At 58.7% G+C, this 18533-nt stretch carries 18 protein-coding genes; 14 read left to right on the forward strand and 4 right to left on the reverse strand.

The features are described from left to right. Window positions 1-138: 138 nt before the first annotated feature. The 3 genes from JSS95_10625 to JSS95_10635 all read left to right on the forward strand — a co-directional run bounded on the left by JSS95_10625 (window position 139) and on the right by JSS95_10635 (window position 3185). The gene (locus JSS95_10625) at window positions 139-891 is read left to right on the forward strand and encodes a sigma-70 family RNA polymerase sigma factor (GenBank protein MBS1800270.1); all 753 of its coding nucleotides are present in this window, start codon (window positions 139-141) and stop codon (window positions 889-891) included. A gap of 82 nt (window positions 892-973) precedes the next feature. After that, a complete protein-coding gene (locus JSS95_10630; GenBank protein MBS1800271.1) occupies window positions 974-1933 on the forward strand; it encodes a HEAT repeat domain-containing protein in 960 nt (319 codons plus the stop codon). A 10-nt stretch (window positions 1934-1943) separates the two neighbouring features. Then, window positions 1944-3185, forward strand: coding sequence for a PDZ domain-containing protein (locus tag JSS95_10635; protein ID MBS1800272.1), 1242 nt, complete (start codon window positions 1944-1946; stop codon window positions 3183-3185). 277 nt (window positions 3186-3462) lie between these two features. Here the strand turns inward: JSS95_10635 and JSS95_10640 are convergent, their stop codons facing one another. Then, window positions 3463-3678 (reverse strand): hypothetical protein, encoded by a 216-nt coding sequence (locus JSS95_10640; GenBank protein ID MBS1800273.1) that lies wholly within the window; start codon window positions 3676-3678, stop codon window positions 3463-3465. A 302-nt stretch (window positions 3679-3980) separates the two neighbouring features. Between JSS95_10640 and rfbB the strand changes: the two genes are divergently transcribed. The 5 genes from rfbB to JSS95_10665 all read left to right on the forward strand — a co-directional run bounded on the left by rfbB (window position 3981) and on the right by JSS95_10665 (window position 7995). After that, on the forward strand, window positions 3981-5108 hold the full coding sequence (gene rfbB, locus JSS95_10645) for a dTDP-glucose 4,6-dehydratase (GenBank protein MBS1800274.1): 1128 nt from the start codon (window positions 3981-3983) through the stop codon (window positions 5106-5108). Beyond that, window positions 5105-5980, forward strand: coding sequence for a glucose-1-phosphate thymidylyltransferase RfbA (gene rfbA, locus JSS95_10650; protein MBS1800275.1), 876 nt, complete (start codon window positions 5105-5107; stop codon window positions 5978-5980). Before rfbB ends, rfbA begins: the two co-directional genes overlap by 4 nt. A 115-nt stretch (window positions 5981-6095) precedes the next feature. After that, a complete protein-coding gene (gene rfbD / locus JSS95_10655) occupies window positions 6096-7004 on the forward strand; it encodes a dTDP-4-dehydrorhamnose reductase (GenBank protein MBS1800276.1) in 909 nt (302 codons plus the stop codon). Next, on the forward strand, window positions 7001-7438 hold the full coding sequence (locus JSS95_10660) for a VOC family protein (GenBank protein ID MBS1800277.1): 438 nt from the start codon (window positions 7001-7003) through the stop codon (window positions 7436-7438). The genes rfbD and JSS95_10660 overlap by 4 nt, the downstream gene beginning before the upstream one ends. Next, entirely contained in the window at window positions 7435-7995 is a 561-nt protein-coding gene (locus JSS95_10665; GenBank protein ID MBS1800278.1) for an HAD family hydrolase, read from the forward strand. The genes JSS95_10660 and JSS95_10665 overlap by 4 nt, the downstream gene beginning before the upstream one ends. A 12-nt stretch (window positions 7996-8007) precedes the next feature. Here the strand turns inward: JSS95_10665 and rfbC are convergent, their stop codons facing one another. Next, on the reverse strand, window positions 8008-8571 hold the full coding sequence (gene rfbC, locus JSS95_10670) for a dTDP-4-dehydrorhamnose 3,5-epimerase (GenBank protein MBS1800279.1): 564 nt from the start codon (window positions 8569-8571) through the stop codon (window positions 8008-8010). A 377-nt stretch (window positions 8572-8948) separates the two neighbouring features. Here rfbC and JSS95_10675 point away from each other — a divergent pair, with 377 nt between their 5' ends. The 6 genes from JSS95_10675 to JSS95_10700 all read left to right on the forward strand — a co-directional run bounded on the left by JSS95_10675 (window position 8949) and on the right by JSS95_10700 (window position 15921). Further along, window positions 8949-9692, forward strand: a complete 744-nt coding sequence (locus JSS95_10675) for a sugar transferase (protein MBS1800280.1) — start codon at window positions 8949-8951, stop codon at window positions 9690-9692. 27 nt (window positions 9693-9719) lie between these two features. After that, window positions 9720-10889, forward strand: a complete 1170-nt coding sequence (locus tag JSS95_10680) for a glycosyltransferase (protein MBS1800281.1) — start codon at window positions 9720-9722, stop codon at window positions 10887-10889. Next, window positions 10882-11160 carry a DUF721 domain-containing protein gene (locus JSS95_10685; GenBank protein ID MBS1800282.1) on the forward strand — a complete coding sequence of 93 codons (279 nt, stop codon included), beginning with the start codon at window positions 10882-10884 and terminating at the stop codon, window positions 11158-11160. Before JSS95_10680 ends, JSS95_10685 begins: the two co-directional genes overlap by 8 nt. A 9-nt stretch (window positions 11161-11169) precedes the next feature. Then, window positions 11170-11487, forward strand: coding sequence for an Asp-tRNA(Asn)/Glu-tRNA(Gln) amidotransferase subunit GatC (gene gatC / locus JSS95_10690; GenBank protein ID MBS1800283.1), 318 nt, complete (start codon window positions 11170-11172; stop codon window positions 11485-11487). Window positions 11488-11523: 36 nt separating this feature from the next. Beyond that, entirely contained in the window at window positions 11524-12978 is a 1455-nt protein-coding gene (gene gatA, locus JSS95_10695) for an Asp-tRNA(Asn)/Glu-tRNA(Gln) amidotransferase subunit GatA (protein ID MBS1800284.1), read from the forward strand. A 189-nt stretch (window positions 12979-13167) separates the two neighbouring features. Beyond that, window positions 13168-15921: an SLBB domain-containing protein gene (locus JSS95_10700; GenBank protein ID MBS1800285.1), complete on the forward strand. Its 2754-nt coding sequence runs from the start codon at window positions 13168-13170 to the stop codon at window positions 15919-15921. A 58-nt stretch (window positions 15922-15979) separates the two neighbouring features. Here JSS95_10700 and JSS95_10705 read toward each other — a convergent pair whose 3' ends face one another. Then, window positions 15980-17392, reverse strand: coding sequence for a hypothetical protein (locus JSS95_10705; protein ID MBS1800286.1), 1413 nt, complete (start codon window positions 17390-17392; stop codon window positions 15980-15982). 4 nt (window positions 17393-17396) lie between these two features. Next, window positions 17397-18338: an alpha-1,2-fucosyltransferase gene (locus JSS95_10710; GenBank protein ID MBS1800287.1), complete on the reverse strand. Its 942-nt coding sequence runs from the start codon at window positions 18336-18338 to the stop codon at window positions 17397-17399. Window positions 18339-18533: the final 195 nt, after the last annotated feature.

Genomic DNA, 18533 nt, shown 5'->3' on the forward strand with positions numbered 1-18533 from the left:
TTCGCATGGAGCCTGCTTACCTTCCGGGTGCTGATGCGGTCTATTCAAGCAGTAACAAGATGTCCTGACTCCGGAGTCAGATGCATGAATGCTGAAGTAACAGTGAATCCTGGCGGGGAGCTGGCGAGCAGTCTCCCCATGGCCCCCAAGGGGCGGCGTCCCGGAACTTTTTCCCCCGGATGGCGCGATGGCGCGGTTTTACGCGCCGGGACGGTAGAATCTTTGCCAGCGATGGCAAAGGCAGCGACCCAACCCGGCGCACGAGGCGGCAAGCTGACGCAGGCCCAGTTGGAGGCCCGCGCCCAGCAGCGCGCCGAGGATGACGAGCTGATCCGCGAGGCCCAGAAGGGGCAGCGCGCGGCCTTCGACACCCTCGTCCGCCGCTACGACCAGAGCGTGCTGCGGCTGGCGCTGCACATGCTCGGCAACGAACAGGATGCGCAGGACGTGCACCAGGAGGCCTTCATCAAGGCCTACCGGCACCTCGGCAACTTCCGGTTCGAGTGCAGTTTTTATACGTGGCTCTACCGGATCGTGACGAACCTCTGTCTCGACCAGTTGCGCCGCCGCAAGAGCCGCCGCGAAGACCCGTCCACCGCGATCGACTCCAGCGGCGACGAGATGGACCTGCTGGCGAACATCTCCGACGACCGGGCGATGGCGAACCCCGCCCGTGAGCTGGAGCGCAAGATGATGGGCGAGCGCATACGGGAGGCGCTCGACAAGCTCACTCCGCGCGAGCGGATGGTCTTCGAGCTGAAGCACTACCAGGGCCTGAAGCTGAGGACGATTGGAGAGATGTTGAGCACCACGGAGGAAACAGCGAAGAACACGCTGTTCCGGGCCACGCGCAAGCTGCGGGCCAACCTCGCCGAGCTTCGTGGAGCTTAGTACGAGATGCAGGAAACAAGGTACGGGCAGGCTGTACAGACCCGGCCAGGAAAGAGATTTTGAGGTCAGTTGAGGTAGAGAGATGAAGTGCGAAATGGCAAAGGACAACGTAATCCTCGCGTATTACGGTGAACTGCCCGATGAGCTGGCTGGATCGCTCGAGCAGCACCTGATGACATGCGAGGAGTGCAGGCATGAGCTTGAGGCGATCCAGGCCATGGAGACTCCGCTGGCCGCCATCCCCATGGTCGAGCCCACACCCAACCTGCTCGCCCAGTCGCGCATGCGTCTCGACGACGCGCTCGACTCGATTCCACCCCACGGCTTCCTCACCCGCCTCAGGACAAATTTTTTCGCATGGATGGGCCATCTTAGAAGCGCGCCCGCGCTGGCGACGCTGCTGGTCGGCGTCGGTTTCATCGGCGGCAACTTTCTGAACCGCTACGAGGTGGCGAGTCAGCCTCGTCCGCGCACCGGCCCCACGTATACCAACGAGACACATGCCGTGATTGGCAATGTCACCGGCATCGACCGTACGCCGGACTCCGAGCTGGTGCAGGTGCACTACAACAAGATCGTTCCCGAGACGGTGGAGGGCTCGCTTGACTCGGCCGAGATCCGTGAGCTGCTGTTGAAGGGTGCCATGGCTCCCACCGACAACGTTCGCGCCGAGTCAGTCAGTATGCTGGCGGGTGAGTGCAAGGCCGGCCACCAGTGCCCGTCGCGCGACGATGGCAAGGGAGTCCGCAACGCGCTGCTGGTCGCTCTGCGCTACGACAAGGACGCCGGCGTGCGTCTGAAGGCCCTCGAAGGGCTCGAGCCCTACGTCGCGCAGGACCAGAAGGTCCGCGACGCAATCCTCGACTCGCTGGCCAGCGACCCCGATGCCAAGGTGCGTATGGCGACCGTCAGCCTGCTTGAGCCGGTACAGCACGACTCCAGCGTGCGCAAGGTCCTCCGCAACGCCTCCACGCAGGACGAAAACCCATACATCCGCACGGTGAGCTACAACGCATTGCAGGGATCGGACTCGATCCAGTAGGGAAGACAAGATGGCACACGCAGGAATGAACTTGGGCTCGGCGGTGACGAGATCGATCGGTGTTCTAGCGCTGGCGGGTGTAAGCCTCTTCCCGGGAGGCTTCGCGGCACAGGCGCAGGCGCAGTCCGGCTCCATCAAGACCGGTACACCGCGCAGCACGCAGGGCTATCTTGGAGTCGACATCCGCGACGTCAGTGACGAACAGCTCGCCTCGCTCAAAATGAAGGAGGCCCACGGCGCCGAGGTGGTGGGTGTAGACCACGACGGTCCCGCCTGCAAGGCAGGCATCGAAGTCCACGATGTCATTCTTCAGGTCAATGGGCAGAGCATCGAGGGATCCGAGCAGCTTCGTCGCATCCTGCGCGAGACCCCGGCGGGCCGCCAGGTGAGCTTCGTCGTCAGCCGCGACGGACAACAGCGCAACGTCAACACGCAGATGGCCAATCGCGACGAGGTCGAGCGTCTGGCGTGGGAGAATCGCTACACCGTGCCCGAGCCGGACAACGCGCCGGTGTATGCACCCAAACGCGGCAACTCTTTCTTCCACTCCTCGCCGTCGGCCTCGGGCGCGCTCAAGGGAACGCACAGCTTCCTTGGTACGAGCATGCTCGTCAGCTCGTCCTACACCGGCGCCAAGCTTGAGGTGATGGGGCCGCAGTTGGCGGAGTTCTTCGGCGCGCAGGGCAGCGCCGGTCTTCTCGTTCGCCAGGTCGACCCCAACTCGCCCGCCGCCGATGCCGGGATGAAGGCCGGCGATGTCGTCGTCAGGTTGAACTCGCAGGCCGTGGTCACCGGCAGCGACTGGACGAAGACCATCCACGAGAACCGCGGCAAGCAGGTCAACGTCGACATCCTTCGCGACAAGAAGGAGCAGACACTGACCCTGCGACCCGACGAAAAGAAGCGCTCCAGCGTCGACGCCGGCACCGGCCTCGAGGAGTTCTTCGGCAACTCCGATCAGGCCGAGCAAACCCGCGCCACGCTCGCCGAGCTCGAACCGATGTTCGACGCCATGGCAGCCAGTATGCGGCAGCGGCTTGAAGAGGTCCGCGCCACCCCCGAGATGACGCAGATGATGGCGAAGCTCCAGGCATGGTCGTCAAACCCGGAGTTCCAGCGCCAGATGGAGACGGCGCAACGCCAGGTGCAGGCCGCCGCAGACGCCACCCGTCAGCGCATGAACTCACCCGAACTTCAGCAAAAGATGGAGCATCTGCACATCCAGATGCGCGACATGATGCAACTGGACTAGAGAATTTTCCTTCTTATAGGTGTAGTTCTTGCTTTAGGGCCGAAGGCCCGCCAACATACCAGCCTAGGCCGAAGGCCTAGGTTTACAGGCCGAAGATCAACCAGAGCGCTGAAGGCGCGGCACATACGTTCTCAGAGATGAGCTACACCTCAAGGGAAAATTCTTTAACGAGTTGTTGCGATCTCAAATTTTCTTGTCATTCCGACCGAAGCGCAAAGCGCGAGCGGAAGAATCTGCTCTTCGCCGGTAGTGCCATAGATGGCAACGCGTCTATCACCTAGGCGACGCGCTGCGTTCCCATGATGGCAACCGAAGCGGATGACTTGAACAGCATCCTCTTGCAGAGAATGCAGCTCGCCTTATGTTCCATGATTGCGAGGTGCAGGTCGTTGACGAACTCTCCGGACTCGATCTCGCTTTCACTCATCTCGCGGTAGGCATCCACCAACCGGCGTGTAAGAACCTCGACCTGGGGACAGTCTGAGTAACTCATGAGTCAGTCCTTTATTGCTTGCGCAATACTGAATTGGATGCCGGGGCCGCTCCCCGCAGTTGGATTTGCTGCGCAAAAACCTCGCGGGCCGACGCTCAAAGTACAGCAAATAAAGGTTTTGTTTCCAGTCAGCCTTCAGCGCGCGAGATCGGACGAAAATGCTCCTGCGATTTCAGGGAACGGCAGGCAGCAGATGGGTGCGGTACTCTTGTGGTGATGCGAATTGGGGATTGCTGAGCACCCGTATGTTCCGGCGATCATTGAGTTTTGACGTACTTCTGTAGAGGGAGCTCACAAAGAGCATGGATGCAACGCAGGTAAAAGATGCGGCTTGCTCCGGGGCGACTGTCCTGGTCACCGGAGGAGCGGGCTTCATCGGCTCGAACTTTGTGCTGGAGTGGATGGCGGCGGGTAGGGGGCCGCTGGTCAATCTCGACAAGCTCACCTATGCGGGCAACCCTGAGAATCTTGCCTCCGTCGCCAGCAACCCCGCGTACACCTTCGTCCACGGCGATATCTGCGACGAAGAGCTGGTGGCAAGCCTGCTGACGCAGCACCGCCCCCGCGCCGTGCTGCACTTCGCCGCCGAAAGCCACGTCGACCGCTCGATCCTCGGGCCTGAAGCGTTCCTGAAGACAAACATCGACGGCACCTTCAAGCTGCTCAAGGCCGCCCGCGCCTACTACGACTCGCTCTCAGGAGAGGAGAAGGCCCGCTTCCGCTTCCTGCACGTCTCCACCGATGAGGTTTACGGCACGCTTGAGCCTGACGACCCGGCGTTTCACGAGGAGACGCCCTACGCGCCGAACTCTCCCTATGCGGCGTCGAAGGCCGCCAGCGACCACCTCGTCCGCGCCTGGGTGCATACCTACGGCCTTCCGGCGATGATTACCAACTGCTCGAACAACTACGGCCCGCATCACTTCCCCGAGAAGCTGATTCCGCTGATGATCTCGAATGCGCAGAAGGGCAAGCCGCTTCCCGTCTATGGCGACGGGCAGCAGGTCCGCGACTGGCTCTACGTCGCCGACCACTGCCGCGCATTGATGACCGTGCTTGAGAAGGGCCGCGTCGGCGAGACCTACAACGTCGGTGGAGGCAACCAGCGCAGTAATCTCGAGGTCGTCAACACGCTCTGCGCTCTGCTCGACGAGTTGGTGCCGGACTCGAAGTTCAAGCCGCACGCGCAACTGATCCAGTACGTCGCCGACCGTCCGGGTCATGACCGCCGCTACGCCATCGACGCGCGCAAGCTCGAAGGCGAGCTGGGCTGGCGCGCCGAGGAGAGTTTCGAGACCGGCCTGCGCAAGACGGTCGAGTGGTATCTGGCGAACCCCGGATGGGTCGAGCGCGTCACCAGCGGGGCCTATCAGCAGTGGGTCGATAAGAACTACGGCGGTCGCGAAGCCGTAGCAGGAGGCGCGCGATGAAGGGCATCATCCTCGCCGGCGGCTCCGGCACACGTCTTCATCCAGTCACGCAGGCCGTCTCCAAACAGCTTCTGCCTGTCTACGACAAGCCGATGATCTACTACCCGCTCAGCGTACTGCTGCTGGCGGGAATCCGCGAGATCCTCGTCATCTCGACGCCCGAAGATACTCCGCGCTTCAGGCAGCTTCTCGGCGATGGAAGCCAGTGGGGCGTCACGCTCGAATACGCCGTGCAGCCCTCTCCCGATGGCCTGGCACAGGCCTTCCTCATCGGCAAGGAGTTTCTCGGCGGCGGGCCATGCTGCCTGGTGCTGGGCGACAACATCTTCTACGGCCACGACATCGTCAAGACGCTGCGCTCGGCAGCGGCAAATAAGGACGGAGCGACCGTCTTTGCCTACCCCGTCCTTGATCCCGAGCGCTATGGCGTTGTCGAGTTCGATGCCAACCGCAAGGCGATCTCGATCGAAGAGAAGCCGCTGAAGCCGAAGTCGCGCTACGCTGTCACTGGAATCTACTTCTACGACGGGCAGGTGGTCGGCATTGCTGAAGGTCTCAAGCCTTCGCCGCGCGGCGAGCTTGAGATTACGGACGTCAATCGCTGGTATCTCGAGCGCGGCCAGTTGAGGACCGAGGTCCTGGGCCGCGGCATGGCGTGGCTCGACACGGGAACGCACGACTCCCTGCTCGAGGCGGCGACCTTCATCCACACCATCGAGAAACGCCAGGGGCTCAAGGTCGCCTGTCCCGAGGAGATCGTCTACCGTTTGGGCTACATCTCCGCAGACCAGTTGCGAGAGCTTGCAAACAGGATCGCCAAAGGCACCTACGGGCAGTATCTTCTGCGGCTGCTTGAGGAGACGGTCTACTGAGACGCGATTCCTCTTGCCGACCAGCGGGAGGTCCACGCGAAGCTCGGCACAAGTCACGAAGTGACCGCCGTCCGCGCAGGAGGCCCGCGCGGCAGCGCATGACAGAATGTTAAAGATGGCAACAAACAGAATTCTTCTCACAGGCACCACAGGACAGGTAGGTGCCGAACTCCTTCGCACGCTGGCACCGTTCGGAGAGATCGTCGCCCCACGGCGCGGCGAGATGGACCTGGCCAATCAAGATTCTGTGCGGGAGCAGATCCGTTCCGTGCGCCCGCGCTGGATCGTCAATCCGGCAGCCTACACGGCTGTAGACAAGGCGGAGAGTGAGCCGGAGCTGGCCTACGCCATCAATGAGACGGCAGTGCGCGCCATCGGCGAAGAAGCACAGAAGATCGGCGCCGGTGTCATCCACTTCTCGACCGATTATGTCTTCGACGGCACAGGTACGAAACCCTACGTCGAAGACGATTCGCCGGGGCCGGTCAGTGTCTACGGTGCCAGCAAGCTGGCTGGAGAGCGTGCGCTGGCGGCAAGCGGCGCCGGACACATGATCTTTCGCACAAGCTGGGTGTATGGAGCAAGCGGAAAGAACTTTCTACTGACCATCCTCAAGCTGGCGCGTGAACGCGAGAACCTGCGCATCGTGGCCGACCAACACGGCGCTCCCACGTGGGCACGCGACCTGGCGAGGATGACGGCGCACGCGATCGATCGCGTCGAGGCCTCGGCGCGTGGCCGTGAGCTAAAAGACGCCTTGCAGCAATGGAACGGCATCTATCACGCGGCGGGTGCGGGCGAGACGACATGGTTCGGCTTCGCAGAAGAGGCTGTCAAGCTGGCCGCGGGACGCGAACCGGGCACAAAGTTTGCCGGGCTGGAAGCGATCACGGCGGCTGAGTATCCCACCCCGGCCAGGAGACCCTCCAACTCACGCATGAACGACGAGAAGCTGCGGCGGGAGTTCGGCTGGAAGATGATGGACTGGAAGGACTCCCTGAAAGAGGTCATGGCCGAGATATGAATGGGCTGCGGTTCGATCACATTGGCCTGGTCGTCGACGAGATGGGCGAAGGAAGGGCAGCGCTCGAAGCCATCTTCGGGATCGATCGCTGGACGCAGGTCTTCGAGGACCCTGTCATCGATGTCTATGTGCAGTTCGGGCGAACGGCCGAAGGCCCCTGCTACGAGCTGATTGCGCCGCTCAGCGACGCCAGCCCGGTGCGGACAGCTCTGAAGCGGGGAATCAACATCCTCAACCACGTCGCGTACCTGACCTCCGATCTCGATGCGGAGGCAGACCGCCTGCAACAGATGGGCTCCATGATGGCCGGTCCCGCCAAGCCTGCGGTAGCCTACGGAGGCGCCAGGGTGCAGTTCTTGATCACCCAGCAGCGCTTCATGGTGGAGCTGATCGAGGCCCCCGGCCACGAGCACGTCTACGAGATCAAGTCATGAAGCCCGAAAAACCATCGCGGGCGCTGTTTCTGGATCGGGACGGCGTGGTCAACGTCGAGGTCGGCTATCTGCATCGCATTGAAGATGTTGAGTTTGTGCCGGGAATCGTCTCTCTCTGCCGCACCGCCATGCGCCTGGGCTACAAGCTGGTGGTCGTCACCAACCAGGCGGGGATCGCACGGGGGTTCTACACCGAGGCCGACTACGAGACGCTGATGGCGTGGATGCGAGAACAACTCAGGGTGGATGGAGTAGAGCTCGATGCTGTCTATCACTGCCCCTACCACCCCGAACACGGTGTGGGGGAGTACAGGCGCGAGCATGAGGACAGAAAGCCCGGCACAGGGATGCTGCTCCGCGCGGTGCGCGATCTGGGCGTCTCGCTGGCCGAGAGCGTCATGGCCGGCGACCGGTGCAGCGACATCGCTGCGGCAAAGGCAGCAGGGTTGAGGCAGGCATTTCTGGTCGCTGGAACGGAGGAGTCGGGCTGCCCCGGAGATTATCTTGATGTCAAGACACTCTCCGAGGTCGAAGCCTGGCTGCTTCAGCACGGCTGATTCAGGGAAGGATCAGGGCAGTTCGGCGGAGAGAAACGGGCTCCCGGCGGCATCCTTGGCGCTGACTGAGGGCTGAACGCCCTGAAGGGCATCGAGGGGCCAGCCGATATTGAGGGTGGGGTCGTTCCAGAGTATCGATCGCTCCCCCGCCGGGTAGTAGACATCTGTCGTCTTATAAAGGACTTCCGCCGTTTCGGACAGGACGAGAAAACCGTGGGCAAAGCCTTCCGGGATCCAGAGCATCTCAAGCTCACCAGCCTCGTTACGGGGTTTGAGATGGAAGCCGGCCCATTTTCCGAAGCTGGACGAGTTGCGGCGGAGGTCGACGGCGACGTCCCATATGTGGCCGGAGAGGACGCGAACGAGCTTCCCCTGTGGTTTGCCGAGTTGGTAATGCAGGCCGCGGAGTACCCCCCGGGCGGAGAAGGACTGGTTGTCCTGAACAAAGCTGGATGGTAAACCGGCAGAAGCAAAGGCAGTTGCGTTGAAAACTTCTGCGAACCAACCGCGACTATCTCCAAAGCGTCGGGGTTGAAGGAGTAGGACATCGTGCAGCGGCGTAGAGTATACCTGCATCACACAAGTTTAGACGACGGGTTAGAAGTCCAGTGCCGGACTATACCGAATTGGGTATGCCATTAGCCGAAGGGGTTACAGAAACAAGAATGTAAGTGTGCTAAAAGATAGCCAGTTAGTACAATAGAGTGATTGGTTTCCCAGATCGTGCAAATAGAAGAAAGAAAACACTGCGCATTAGTGCAACAGGAAGATTCCGGCCGCTAAGGCCGTGATCGCCAAGACGCAGGAAAAAGAACGCGGAATTGACTGAGCGAATTGAGCTGTTATCGATTTTTGAGGTCATTGCCGCAATGCAAAGCACGCTTGAGCAACCCGTATGACTTTCCCCGCCGCGTCTACCCGCGAGGTCTACGTTATACAGACACGGATTTTCAATGCAGGCTGAATATCAATCTCCTGAGTCGCGGAATGTTGCGGCCATCGAAGATTCCTATTCTTATATCGACACGGCAACCGGACCGTCTGTGCGAGCGCGGAAGCGTGTGCAGGTGCCGGCGGATCTGTTTCGCTATCGGGTGGTCAAGCGAAGTCTGGATATCCTGCTGATTCTGGTGGCCGCGCCGGTGCTTCTGGTGCTGATGGCTGCCGTGTCCGCGGTCGTGATGTTGAGTTCGCCCGGACCGATCTTCTACTCCCACCGGAGAATCCGGAAAGACGGCGCCTTCTTTTCGATGTGGAAGTTCCGCACGATGTGCGTGAACTCGGCCGAGGTGCTTGAGGACTATCTATCGAAACACCCGGAGGCCCGGCTGGAGTGGAATAAGACGCATAAGCTGCGTCACGATCCCCGGATTACGCCCATCGGGTCGTTTCTGCGGCGATACAGCCTCGATGAGTTGCCTCAGCTATGGAATGTTCTGAGTGGACATATGAGCCTGGTGGGGCCGCGGCCGATCGTCGCAGCCGAGGTCGAGAAGTATGCGGATTCGTTCGAATGCTATTGCCGTGTGAAGCCCGGGCTGACCGGACTTTGGCAGGTCTCGGGCCGAAGCGAACTCACTTACGATGAGCGTGTGGCCCTGGACTGCGAGTACGTGAACCGCTGGTCCCTGCGAAAAGACTTCAGAATCCTTGCGAAGACGATCCGTGCCGTCTTGAAGCAGGATGGCGCATTTTAGCTGCACATTGCTTAGAATCCAGGTTGTGTGCGGATAGCGATCCTTCATCACTGGTTTGTGACGCGCGGCGGCGGAGAGCGTGTCGCCGAATGTATTGCGTCGCTGTTTCCCGGCGCCGAGATCTTTACCCTCGTCAAGGACGCAAAGGGAGTTCCGGAAGGGCTGGCCCAGCGAACGATCCACACGTCATTTCTTCAGAAGGTCCCTCTAGCGAAGAGCTACCACCGGCACATGATGCCGTTTTATCCGATGGCAACCGAGGGGCTGGATCTGCGGGGGTTCGACCTTGTGATCTCGTCGGACAGCGGACCGATCAAAGGGGTCCGGCTCGATCCGGGCGCAGTGCACATCTGTTACTGCCATTCCCCGATGCGTTACCTGTATGACGGTTACGAGTCCTATCGCCGGCAGATGGGGCCGGTAACCCGCGCATTCTTTTCGATGAGCGCCTCCCGTGTGCGGAACTGGGACCGGAAGGCGGCACGGAGGGTGACATACTTCGTCGCAAACTCGCATTATGTTGCCGATCGAATCCGCCGCGTCTATGGACGCGATAGTGTCGTCATTCATCCTCCCATCGACCTGCATCTCGCCCAAACGGCTGCGCAGCCAGGACAGCACTATCTTTGCGCGGGGCGACTGGTGGGCTACAAGCGCACAGAGCTGATGATCGAGGCGTGTATGAAGCTGAAGAGACCGCTTCGCATCGCCGGTACGGGGCCGGAGGAGGGCCGTCTTCGCCGTCTGGCCAGTCCGGCAGAGGTCGAATTTCTGGGCGAGCTCCCAACGGTCGAGTTATGGAAGCAGTATGCGGAGTGCAGGGCGCTTCTGTTTATGGCCGATGAAGACTTTGGAATGGTTCCGTTGGAGGCCCAGGCATGCGGACGGCCTGTGATCGCCTACGGAGCGGGAGGATCGCTCGAGACGGTCAGGGGGCTGGGAGGCGCGAATCCGAAGGGCGTTGCAACTGGTGTCCACTTTGGCCAGCAGTCGGTCGACTCGCTAATGGAGGGCATCCTTCATTTTGAAGAGGCCGAGGCCAGGGGAGTCTTCCGCAGCGAGGCGATCCGCGCCTGGGCGGCGGAGTTTGCAGCCGCGGTTTTTCTCAAGAGAATGCGTGAGTTTATCGTGTCGGTGATGCCCGGCGCCGCAGGCGTGATGGCAGCACCTGACGTTGTGGAGCAGGCCAATGGATAGTGTTCGCAATGTGCTGAAGACAGGGATAAGCCGCAGCCTGGGTTCGTTGCAGGAGCCGGACCGGCTGGCGGCGGCCTGGGTGGTTGCGTGCGGCCGCGCGATGGCCGGCCGCGGCACCGTGATTGGCTACTCCGGCGGAGTCGTAGAGGTGGAGGTAGCCACCGGGGCCTGGCTGGAGCAGATGAAGTCGATGCGCGCAGAGCTGGCGGCGGAGCTGGCACGGATCGCCGGGGTGCCTGTAACCGGGATACACTTTGTAGTGAAGAGGTAAACGGAACGCATGAGCGGTGTATCGATTGAGGACGTGCGGCGTGTGGCCGAGCTGGCAAACCTGGAGCTGACGCCCGAGGAGGAGCCGCGCATGCAACGCGACCTGAACTCCATTCTTGGACACATTGCGCAGTTGAATGAGTTGGATACGAGCGCGGTGGAGCCGATGGCGCAGGTTGGCGAGGTGCTGGGCGGGGAGGTGTTCTCCCACGGTGAAACGCTGCGCCAGGATGTTGTGCGGCCCTCGGTTGACCGGGCTGCCGTAATGGCTGCTGCGCCGGAGACGGATGGACGGTTCTTCAAGGTGCCGAAGGTGATCGAACGCTAGCGTTCCAGCGAAAGAAAAGGGCTTTTCAAAAGAGAGATGAGTTTGACGGTAGAAGGTTTGACGATCGATGACGTGCGGTCGGCGGTGGCTGCGGGCAGGACGACCGCGGTAGCGCTGGCTGAGCAGCAGTATGCTCGGATTAAGTCCGGGGACACGAAGATTAACAGCTACCTGTCGTTGAGCAGGGAGCGCGCGCTGGAGCAGGCATCGAAGGTGGACGCGATGGCACAACGCGGCGATACGCTGCCTCCTCTTGCCGGTGTGCCAGTGGGGATCAAGGACGTGCTGGCGATGCGCGGAGCGCCGGCGACAGCGGGCTCCCTGATCCTGAAGGGCTATCGTCCACCGTATGACGCCACGGCGGTTGCGAAGCTGGAGGCTGCGGGCGCGGTGCTGCTGGGCAAGATCAACTGCGATGAGTTTGCGATGGGCAGCTCGAACGAGAACTCGGCTTATGGGCCAGTGCTCAATCCAAGGGCGCTCGATCGCGTGCCCGGAGGCTCGAGCGGAGGCTCGGCTGCTGCGGTGGCTGCCGATTTTGCCGTTGCGACACTGGGGACCGATACAGGCGGCTCGATTCGGCAGCCTGCGGCGTTTTGCGGTGTGGTGGGTGTTCTGCCTACCTACGGGCGCGTAAGCCGGTATGGCTTGATCGCGTTTGCCTCGTCGCTCGATCGCGTGGGCCCGTTTACGAAGAACGTGAAGGACGCGGCGACGATGCTTGAGGTCTTGGCCGGGCACGACGCCATGGATGCAACGTCGTCCGCGCGCCCTGTCGCGAGCTATGTGAAGGAGCTGGAGCGGCCGGTTGAAGGTCTGCGTGTCGGTATTCCGGAGGAGTACTTCGGCGAAGGGCTGGACCTGGAGATCCGTGCCGCGATCGAGAAGGTCCTGGATGGCCTGAAGGCGGCGGGCTGTGTGCTGAAGAAGGTGAGCCTGCCGCATACGAAGTATGCGATTCCAACGTACTACGTGATCGCGACGGCGGAGGCGTCGTCGAACCTTTCGCGGTTCGATGGCGTGAGGTACGGTCTGCGCGATGCGGAGGCGAAGTCGCTGTCGGCGATGTTCCGCAAGACGCGCGATGCAGGCTTTGGCGCCGAGGTGAAGCGGAGGATCCTGCTGGGGACCTATGCGCTGAGCGCGGGCTACTACGACGCGTACTACAAGAAGGCGCAGCAGGTGAGGACGCTGCTGACGCGCGATTTTCTGAATGCGTTCGACGACGTGGATGTGCTGGTGGCCCCGGTCACTCCGACTCCGGCGTTCAAGCTGGGCGAGAAGACGGACGATCCGGTGAAGATGTACCTCGAGGACATCTACTCTGTGGCCGCGAGCCTGGCAGGAATCTGCGGAGTAAGCGTACCGTGCGGGACGACGAAGGCAGCGCTGCCGATCGGGGTGCAGGTGATGGGCAGGCACTTCGATGAGGGCACGATGCTGCGGGTGGCCGGCGCGGTGGAAAGCGGCCAGGAAAGCGTCCTTCGCTGACCTCTAGTTGGACTCTAAAAAGAGGTATCGCGGAAGCTGCCCCGGTGGCCTTTAAGCTGGCCTGTGAGGGGACTTCCAGTATTCTGGAATGAGTATTCTCCGTTCAAAAGAGGCACCGTTCGGTATCGACGGCGGTTGTTATCCGGACGAAAGGATCCAGTGAAGCTTGGAAGGTTGCGAGGTTAGCAGATGCCGTACGGTTTCGTAAAGCGTTTTTTGGGCGGTGCGGTGTTGCTGTCCTGTGCAGCTGCAGCAGCACAATTGACGTCGCCAATACTGAATCAAGGATTAAACCCAAATTCAGGGCAGCAAAGTTCATGCAATCCGACCGACCCAAGCTGTTCTTCCTATAGCAATCCGATACGGACCCCCTCCATCGAACCGCAGAGCCAGACTCGTGGCGCCAATCTGAATACCCAGCAGACGTTAGACGAGCAGCTGCCAACGCAGACTCAACAGCAGCGCGTGCAGCTTCAAGAGACGAATCTCCCGCTTGATCCTCCAACAGAGTTTCAGCAGATGGTTGCAAATTCGACGGGCAAAATGCTGCCTATTTATGGAGCGAAGCTATTCAGGACTCTGCCGTCGACTTTTGCTCCTGTGAATCAGGTGCCGGTTACGCCGGACTATATCATCGGGCCCAACGATGAGCTTCTGATTCAATCATGGGGCCAGGTCACGATGAACAACCGCTTCGTGGTGGATCGTTCCGGCGGGATTTACATTCCACAAGTAGGAAACGTTCATGTGGCCGGTTTGCGATTTTCGGAGCTTCAACCGTTTCTGAAGTCGCAGATGGGCAGGATCTTTCGCAACTTCGATTTGAACGTCAACATGGGCCAGTTGCGTTCGATTCAGGTGTTCGTCGTTGGCCAGGCCCGTCGTCCCGGGACCTGGACTGTAAGTTCGTTGAGCACACTGGTGAACGCGATTTTCTCCACCGGAGGTCCGGCGCCACAAGGGAGTTTACGACACATCCAGCTTAAGCGTGGCAACCAGTTGATCGTAGATTTCGACCTGTATGACCTGATTCTGCACGGGGACAAATCGAAGGATGTGCCCCTTCTTCAAGGGGACGTTATCTATATTCCACCTGTTGGTCCGCAGGTGGCAATTGCGGGAAGCGTCAATACTCCTGCCATTTACGAGCTCAAATCAAACGATACAGTCAGCGTCAGTGTCGCTTTGGACATGGCTGCCGGCCTGACTAGTGTTGCTTCAGGCGACACTGCGCGGTTGGAACGAGTGGACGAGCGTCGAATGCGGAGCATGACGGAGGTTTCCCTGGAACGAGAGGGGAAAACGGTTCGTCTGCGGGATGGTGACCTGCTTGAAGTCATTGCACTGGCAGGTCAATACAAGGACGCAGTAACTTTGCGCGGAAATGTTGCCAATCCGGGACGGTATGCCTGGAAGCAGGGGATGCGTGTACGAGATCTCCTGCCAAACAAGGAAGCATTGATAACGCGAGACTATTGGTTGAAGCGTAGTCAACTCGGTCAGTCGTCGATGACGTATGTACCAACATGCCTGCCGACGTCGCCATTCGGTATTCCCGGACTACGGTATGGCATTCCTGTAGGAGATGAGGGAGACGATCCATATTGGCGCTATTCTTCTGTGAGAAATCCGGGCGCGACAAGTCTTCTTGGTCTTCCGATGACGGATACGAACGTTGTCAGGCCAAGCGTTGACGATCGCACGACAAACGCTTTAGCGAACAATGATGCTGCAGCCGCTGGGGCGGTAGGTACGGATGGCGGTTTGGATTGCGGGCGCCAGCCATCTTTTCAAGGGTATGTTCCATTCTCGCCTAGCGATATGACACCGGGGGGACAGCAGTTGTCGTCGCCGCAAGTGCCTTCGCAGCAGGCGACGAGCGCGAATCGAGTGGGTTCCGCAAACGCAAGTGTAGGTGTGACTACTACCAATGCTTCTGCCGGTCAATTTTTGCCTAAGAATGATGTAAAGCTCATCGAGCCGGACATCAATTGGTCGTATGCAGTTATTGAAAGGCAGAGCAAAGAAAATCTAACGACATCCCTTCTTTCATTCAATCTCGGAAAGGTTGTACTTGGAGGAGATGATTCGGAGAACCTCGCACTGCTTCCAGGCGATGTGGTAACGATCTTTTCAAAAGCAGATCTTCGTGTTCCTCAGCAGCAGCAAACTCGTTTTGTCCGTCTCGAGGGCGAGTTTATGTCCTCCGGCATCTACAGTGTGAAGCCTGGCGAAACCCTTCGGCAACTGGTTCAACGTGCGGGCGGCCTTTCGCCGGAGGCCTACTTGTATGGGGCGGAGTTTACTCGGGAGTCGACTCGCCGTGTGCAGCAGTTGCAGTTGAACGAATACGTGGACCAGATAGCCCTGCAGGTAAGTACCAATGCGCAAAACAGCGCGAGTCGCGCGATCAGTTCTACAGATGCTACTGCGCTTGCCGCACAACAATCCCAGGCACAAAATATTGTTGCGAATTTGCGCAATGCTCGAGCGACGGGGCGCATTGTGCTTGGATTGACCCCAGACGCGCATGATATCTCCCAACTCCCGGATCTTCCGCTGGAAGATGGAGATAAGTTTGTGGTGCCACGCGTTCCTTCGACGGTGAGCGTTGATGGAGCGGTCTACAACCAGAATTCATTCATCTATGACCCGCATTTGCGTCTGGGAGACTATGTGCAGCAGGCCGGCGGTGCCAATCGCGATGCAGATAAAAATCGCGCTTTCGTTATTCGCGCAGGAGGGTCGGTTATTAGTAAACAATACAGTTCATCCCTGCGCGGACACGGGTTCGATTCAGTGAGGCTGTATCCAGGAGATACGGTCGTTATCCCGCTAAATCTCGACAAGGGCAAAACTCTACGAACGGTTGTAGACATTGCGCAGATCGTCGGTCAGTTTGGTATCGCTGTGGCTGCAATGAATACTGTTTTGGGACGATAAAGTCCAGGCATACAAAAACCGGGATTGCTGCTTAACGGCAGATTTTGCAGAAGTCCGTTCAGCCTGGCATTCCGATTTCAGGCATTGGCGCATCGCTGGAGCTTCCCTTCATTTTCTTTGGGCCATGAAGGAATCCGTATATCCCCACATACCCATGTGCGATTACATAGCAAAAGCTGGAAGCAAATGTGAAGAACACGGCATCCTTTGTTGTATGGACACCGATCAGTAGGATGTAGGAAACCTGAACGATAAGCAGAAGCGCGATCTCGAGGATTGTGCCGCTCCAAAATATCCATTTTCTGGCCCGATTCATGATCCAGGCTATGCCTGCCACATAGTTGATGCAGGAAGCTAAAACGACCCATCCCATTAGATCCCTTAGGTCTTCGTATTTGGGGCCGAGCAGCCAGAGAAATGGAGTAGGGTAGACAAACGCAAGCAATGTTATCGAGGCGCAGAAGAGCACACCCAAAATCAAGAAGCCGCAATAGTATTTAGCAAGACGAGTCCTGTTTATTTGTGCAATATACGGTTCAATGAGGACGACATTGAACGTCATTAGGATCGAGAACATCTGTCCGAGTTTGCTAAGCGCTGTGACTTGCGCGATCGACACAGTGCTTCCGAAGAAGCTGATCAGAAAAAGAGAAATTTGTCCCTGGAAAGCGGCAAAAATAATTGCCGGCATAACTGGCATTGCATAGTGAATGATTTCGCGTTCCGCGGAAGCGTCGTTTTGCTGAGGCCAGTCAATGTACTTCTGGCTTTGTTTCCCTAAAATGAGACCGTTCACCGCGATATTCAGCGCATTCATGCAGGACGCAGTCGAGGCGTTGAGGGCACCGAGAACCCAGCAGACCAGATATGCGACGAGCCTTGCCGTGCCAACGAGAGTTTGAGGCAGGTAGAGGTCGCCTAAGCGGCGAAAGATTAGAAGCGGTGGAGAAAAACAAGCCATGCTTCCGCTGGAATACAGCGCCAGGAGGATTGATGCTACAAGCACGATCTCAAGACGCCAGTCCCAGTGATGCGGGTGTGCCATGGCAGAAAACGCGATGACAGTTGCTGGAGCAAGCGCCAGGAAGGTTTTGTTGCGTAAATGTTTCGCAGACCGTACGTATCTGCCAAGCAGAGCGCGGTCGTCTCGGCGGTCACCGATAAGGGGGATGATTGTGCTTGAAATGCCCAGGTCCATGAGCGTAGTCATGGTCGCTTGGACTCCAGTGGTCAATCCGAATTGCGCCAGTGCTTCAACGCTCATCCAGCGAATGAGCAGAAGTCCTGTAATGATTTGAATTGCTTGCAGCACCCCTTGACCAAGGAAGAATCTGGCGGCCAATCCCGCTGCACGCCGTGCCCTCGCCATCCTTTTTATTGATGCGGTGGGAAGACCTGAAACTGATGTATCGTTTCCGTCTGTAGGGTGCGACTCGGTTTGTTCGATGATGTGCCTGGATTTTGGGTCCATAAGCCTATTCGGAGGACAATTGACGGTTGCAAAGTTCGCTCTCGTTATCTGCAAGGACCCAACCGGCGGGTAACAACTCCGACAGGGAGTGATTGCTGTGAAGGTGCCAATAGCGCGGTGAGTAAACTGTCTTGTCTCGCCGGGGGTTCAACCAGGCACCCCACCATGAGAAAGAACTGTTGGCAATAATATGGTCGCGGCAGGAGGACATCAATCGAAGATCTTCATGGGCGGTAGATGAGTCGTTGTGGTGTACAAACACGATTGGTTCGTTCGCCGGTAGAGACTTCTTTGCAAAGTCGATATCGTCCGAGAATACGAAAAATTTAGGGTTCATCACCCGCTCTTTAAAGTACTGTATTGCGCAGTTGTAATAGTCGACAGATAAGGTTGCGAATCCATCCGTTCCAAGAACGTAATCTCCTCGGCGCATATGGAGAGAAATAGGATGTTCTGCGGCTTGGATTTGCCCAAGAACACGCAAATCCTCTCCTGAGGGAGACATTTGCAGTGTCAATTCAGACCTTAACTCGTCCTCGACTTCGTCGGCAAAACGATAGGCCTGCCAATAGCCTACGAGATAGATCGTCTGCGTGTCCTTTTCAAACTCGAAATCAGAAAGGAACTTGTAGCGTTGATCTACCGCTTCGACCACGATCTGCGTGCGCGAGAAATGCCGAAGCGCGCTCCCTGCCAACCGTAGTCGCGGCTTGGGCGATAACATGATCCGTTCCGTTGTTGTGAGCGGGTGGTAAGGGGACGTAATCGAATATTGATTCAGCAGAAATGGCCTGGGGTAGCCATTCGCATTGGCTCCTCGCGGATCGAGGGCCAATTTCATGTTCGCACCATAATGTCTTGCGAAGTACTTCCCCGCTGCGTATTGAAACAGTTGATTGCCCAGGCCGCTGATTTGTCTTACGACGATTTGCACAACAACTCCCATGAATGTCCCTGACGGTTTCCGCCAGATGAAAAGAGCGGCAGAGACGAAGTGGATTTGACTTGGCAAATACGAAGAGCCAACAGTCGAAGTTGCTGCCGGATGCCGATTGCCTGTAGAAAAAACTGGATGGGCCGCTTCTCCTTGGCCGGTCCGGTGACAGAACCCACAACTATTCTAATTTGTTACACTGCGACA

The organism is Acidobacteriota bacterium (assembly GCA_018268895.1).
Taxonomy (GTDB): Bacteria; Acidobacteriota; Terriglobia; order Terriglobales; family Acidobacteriaceae; genus Edaphobacter.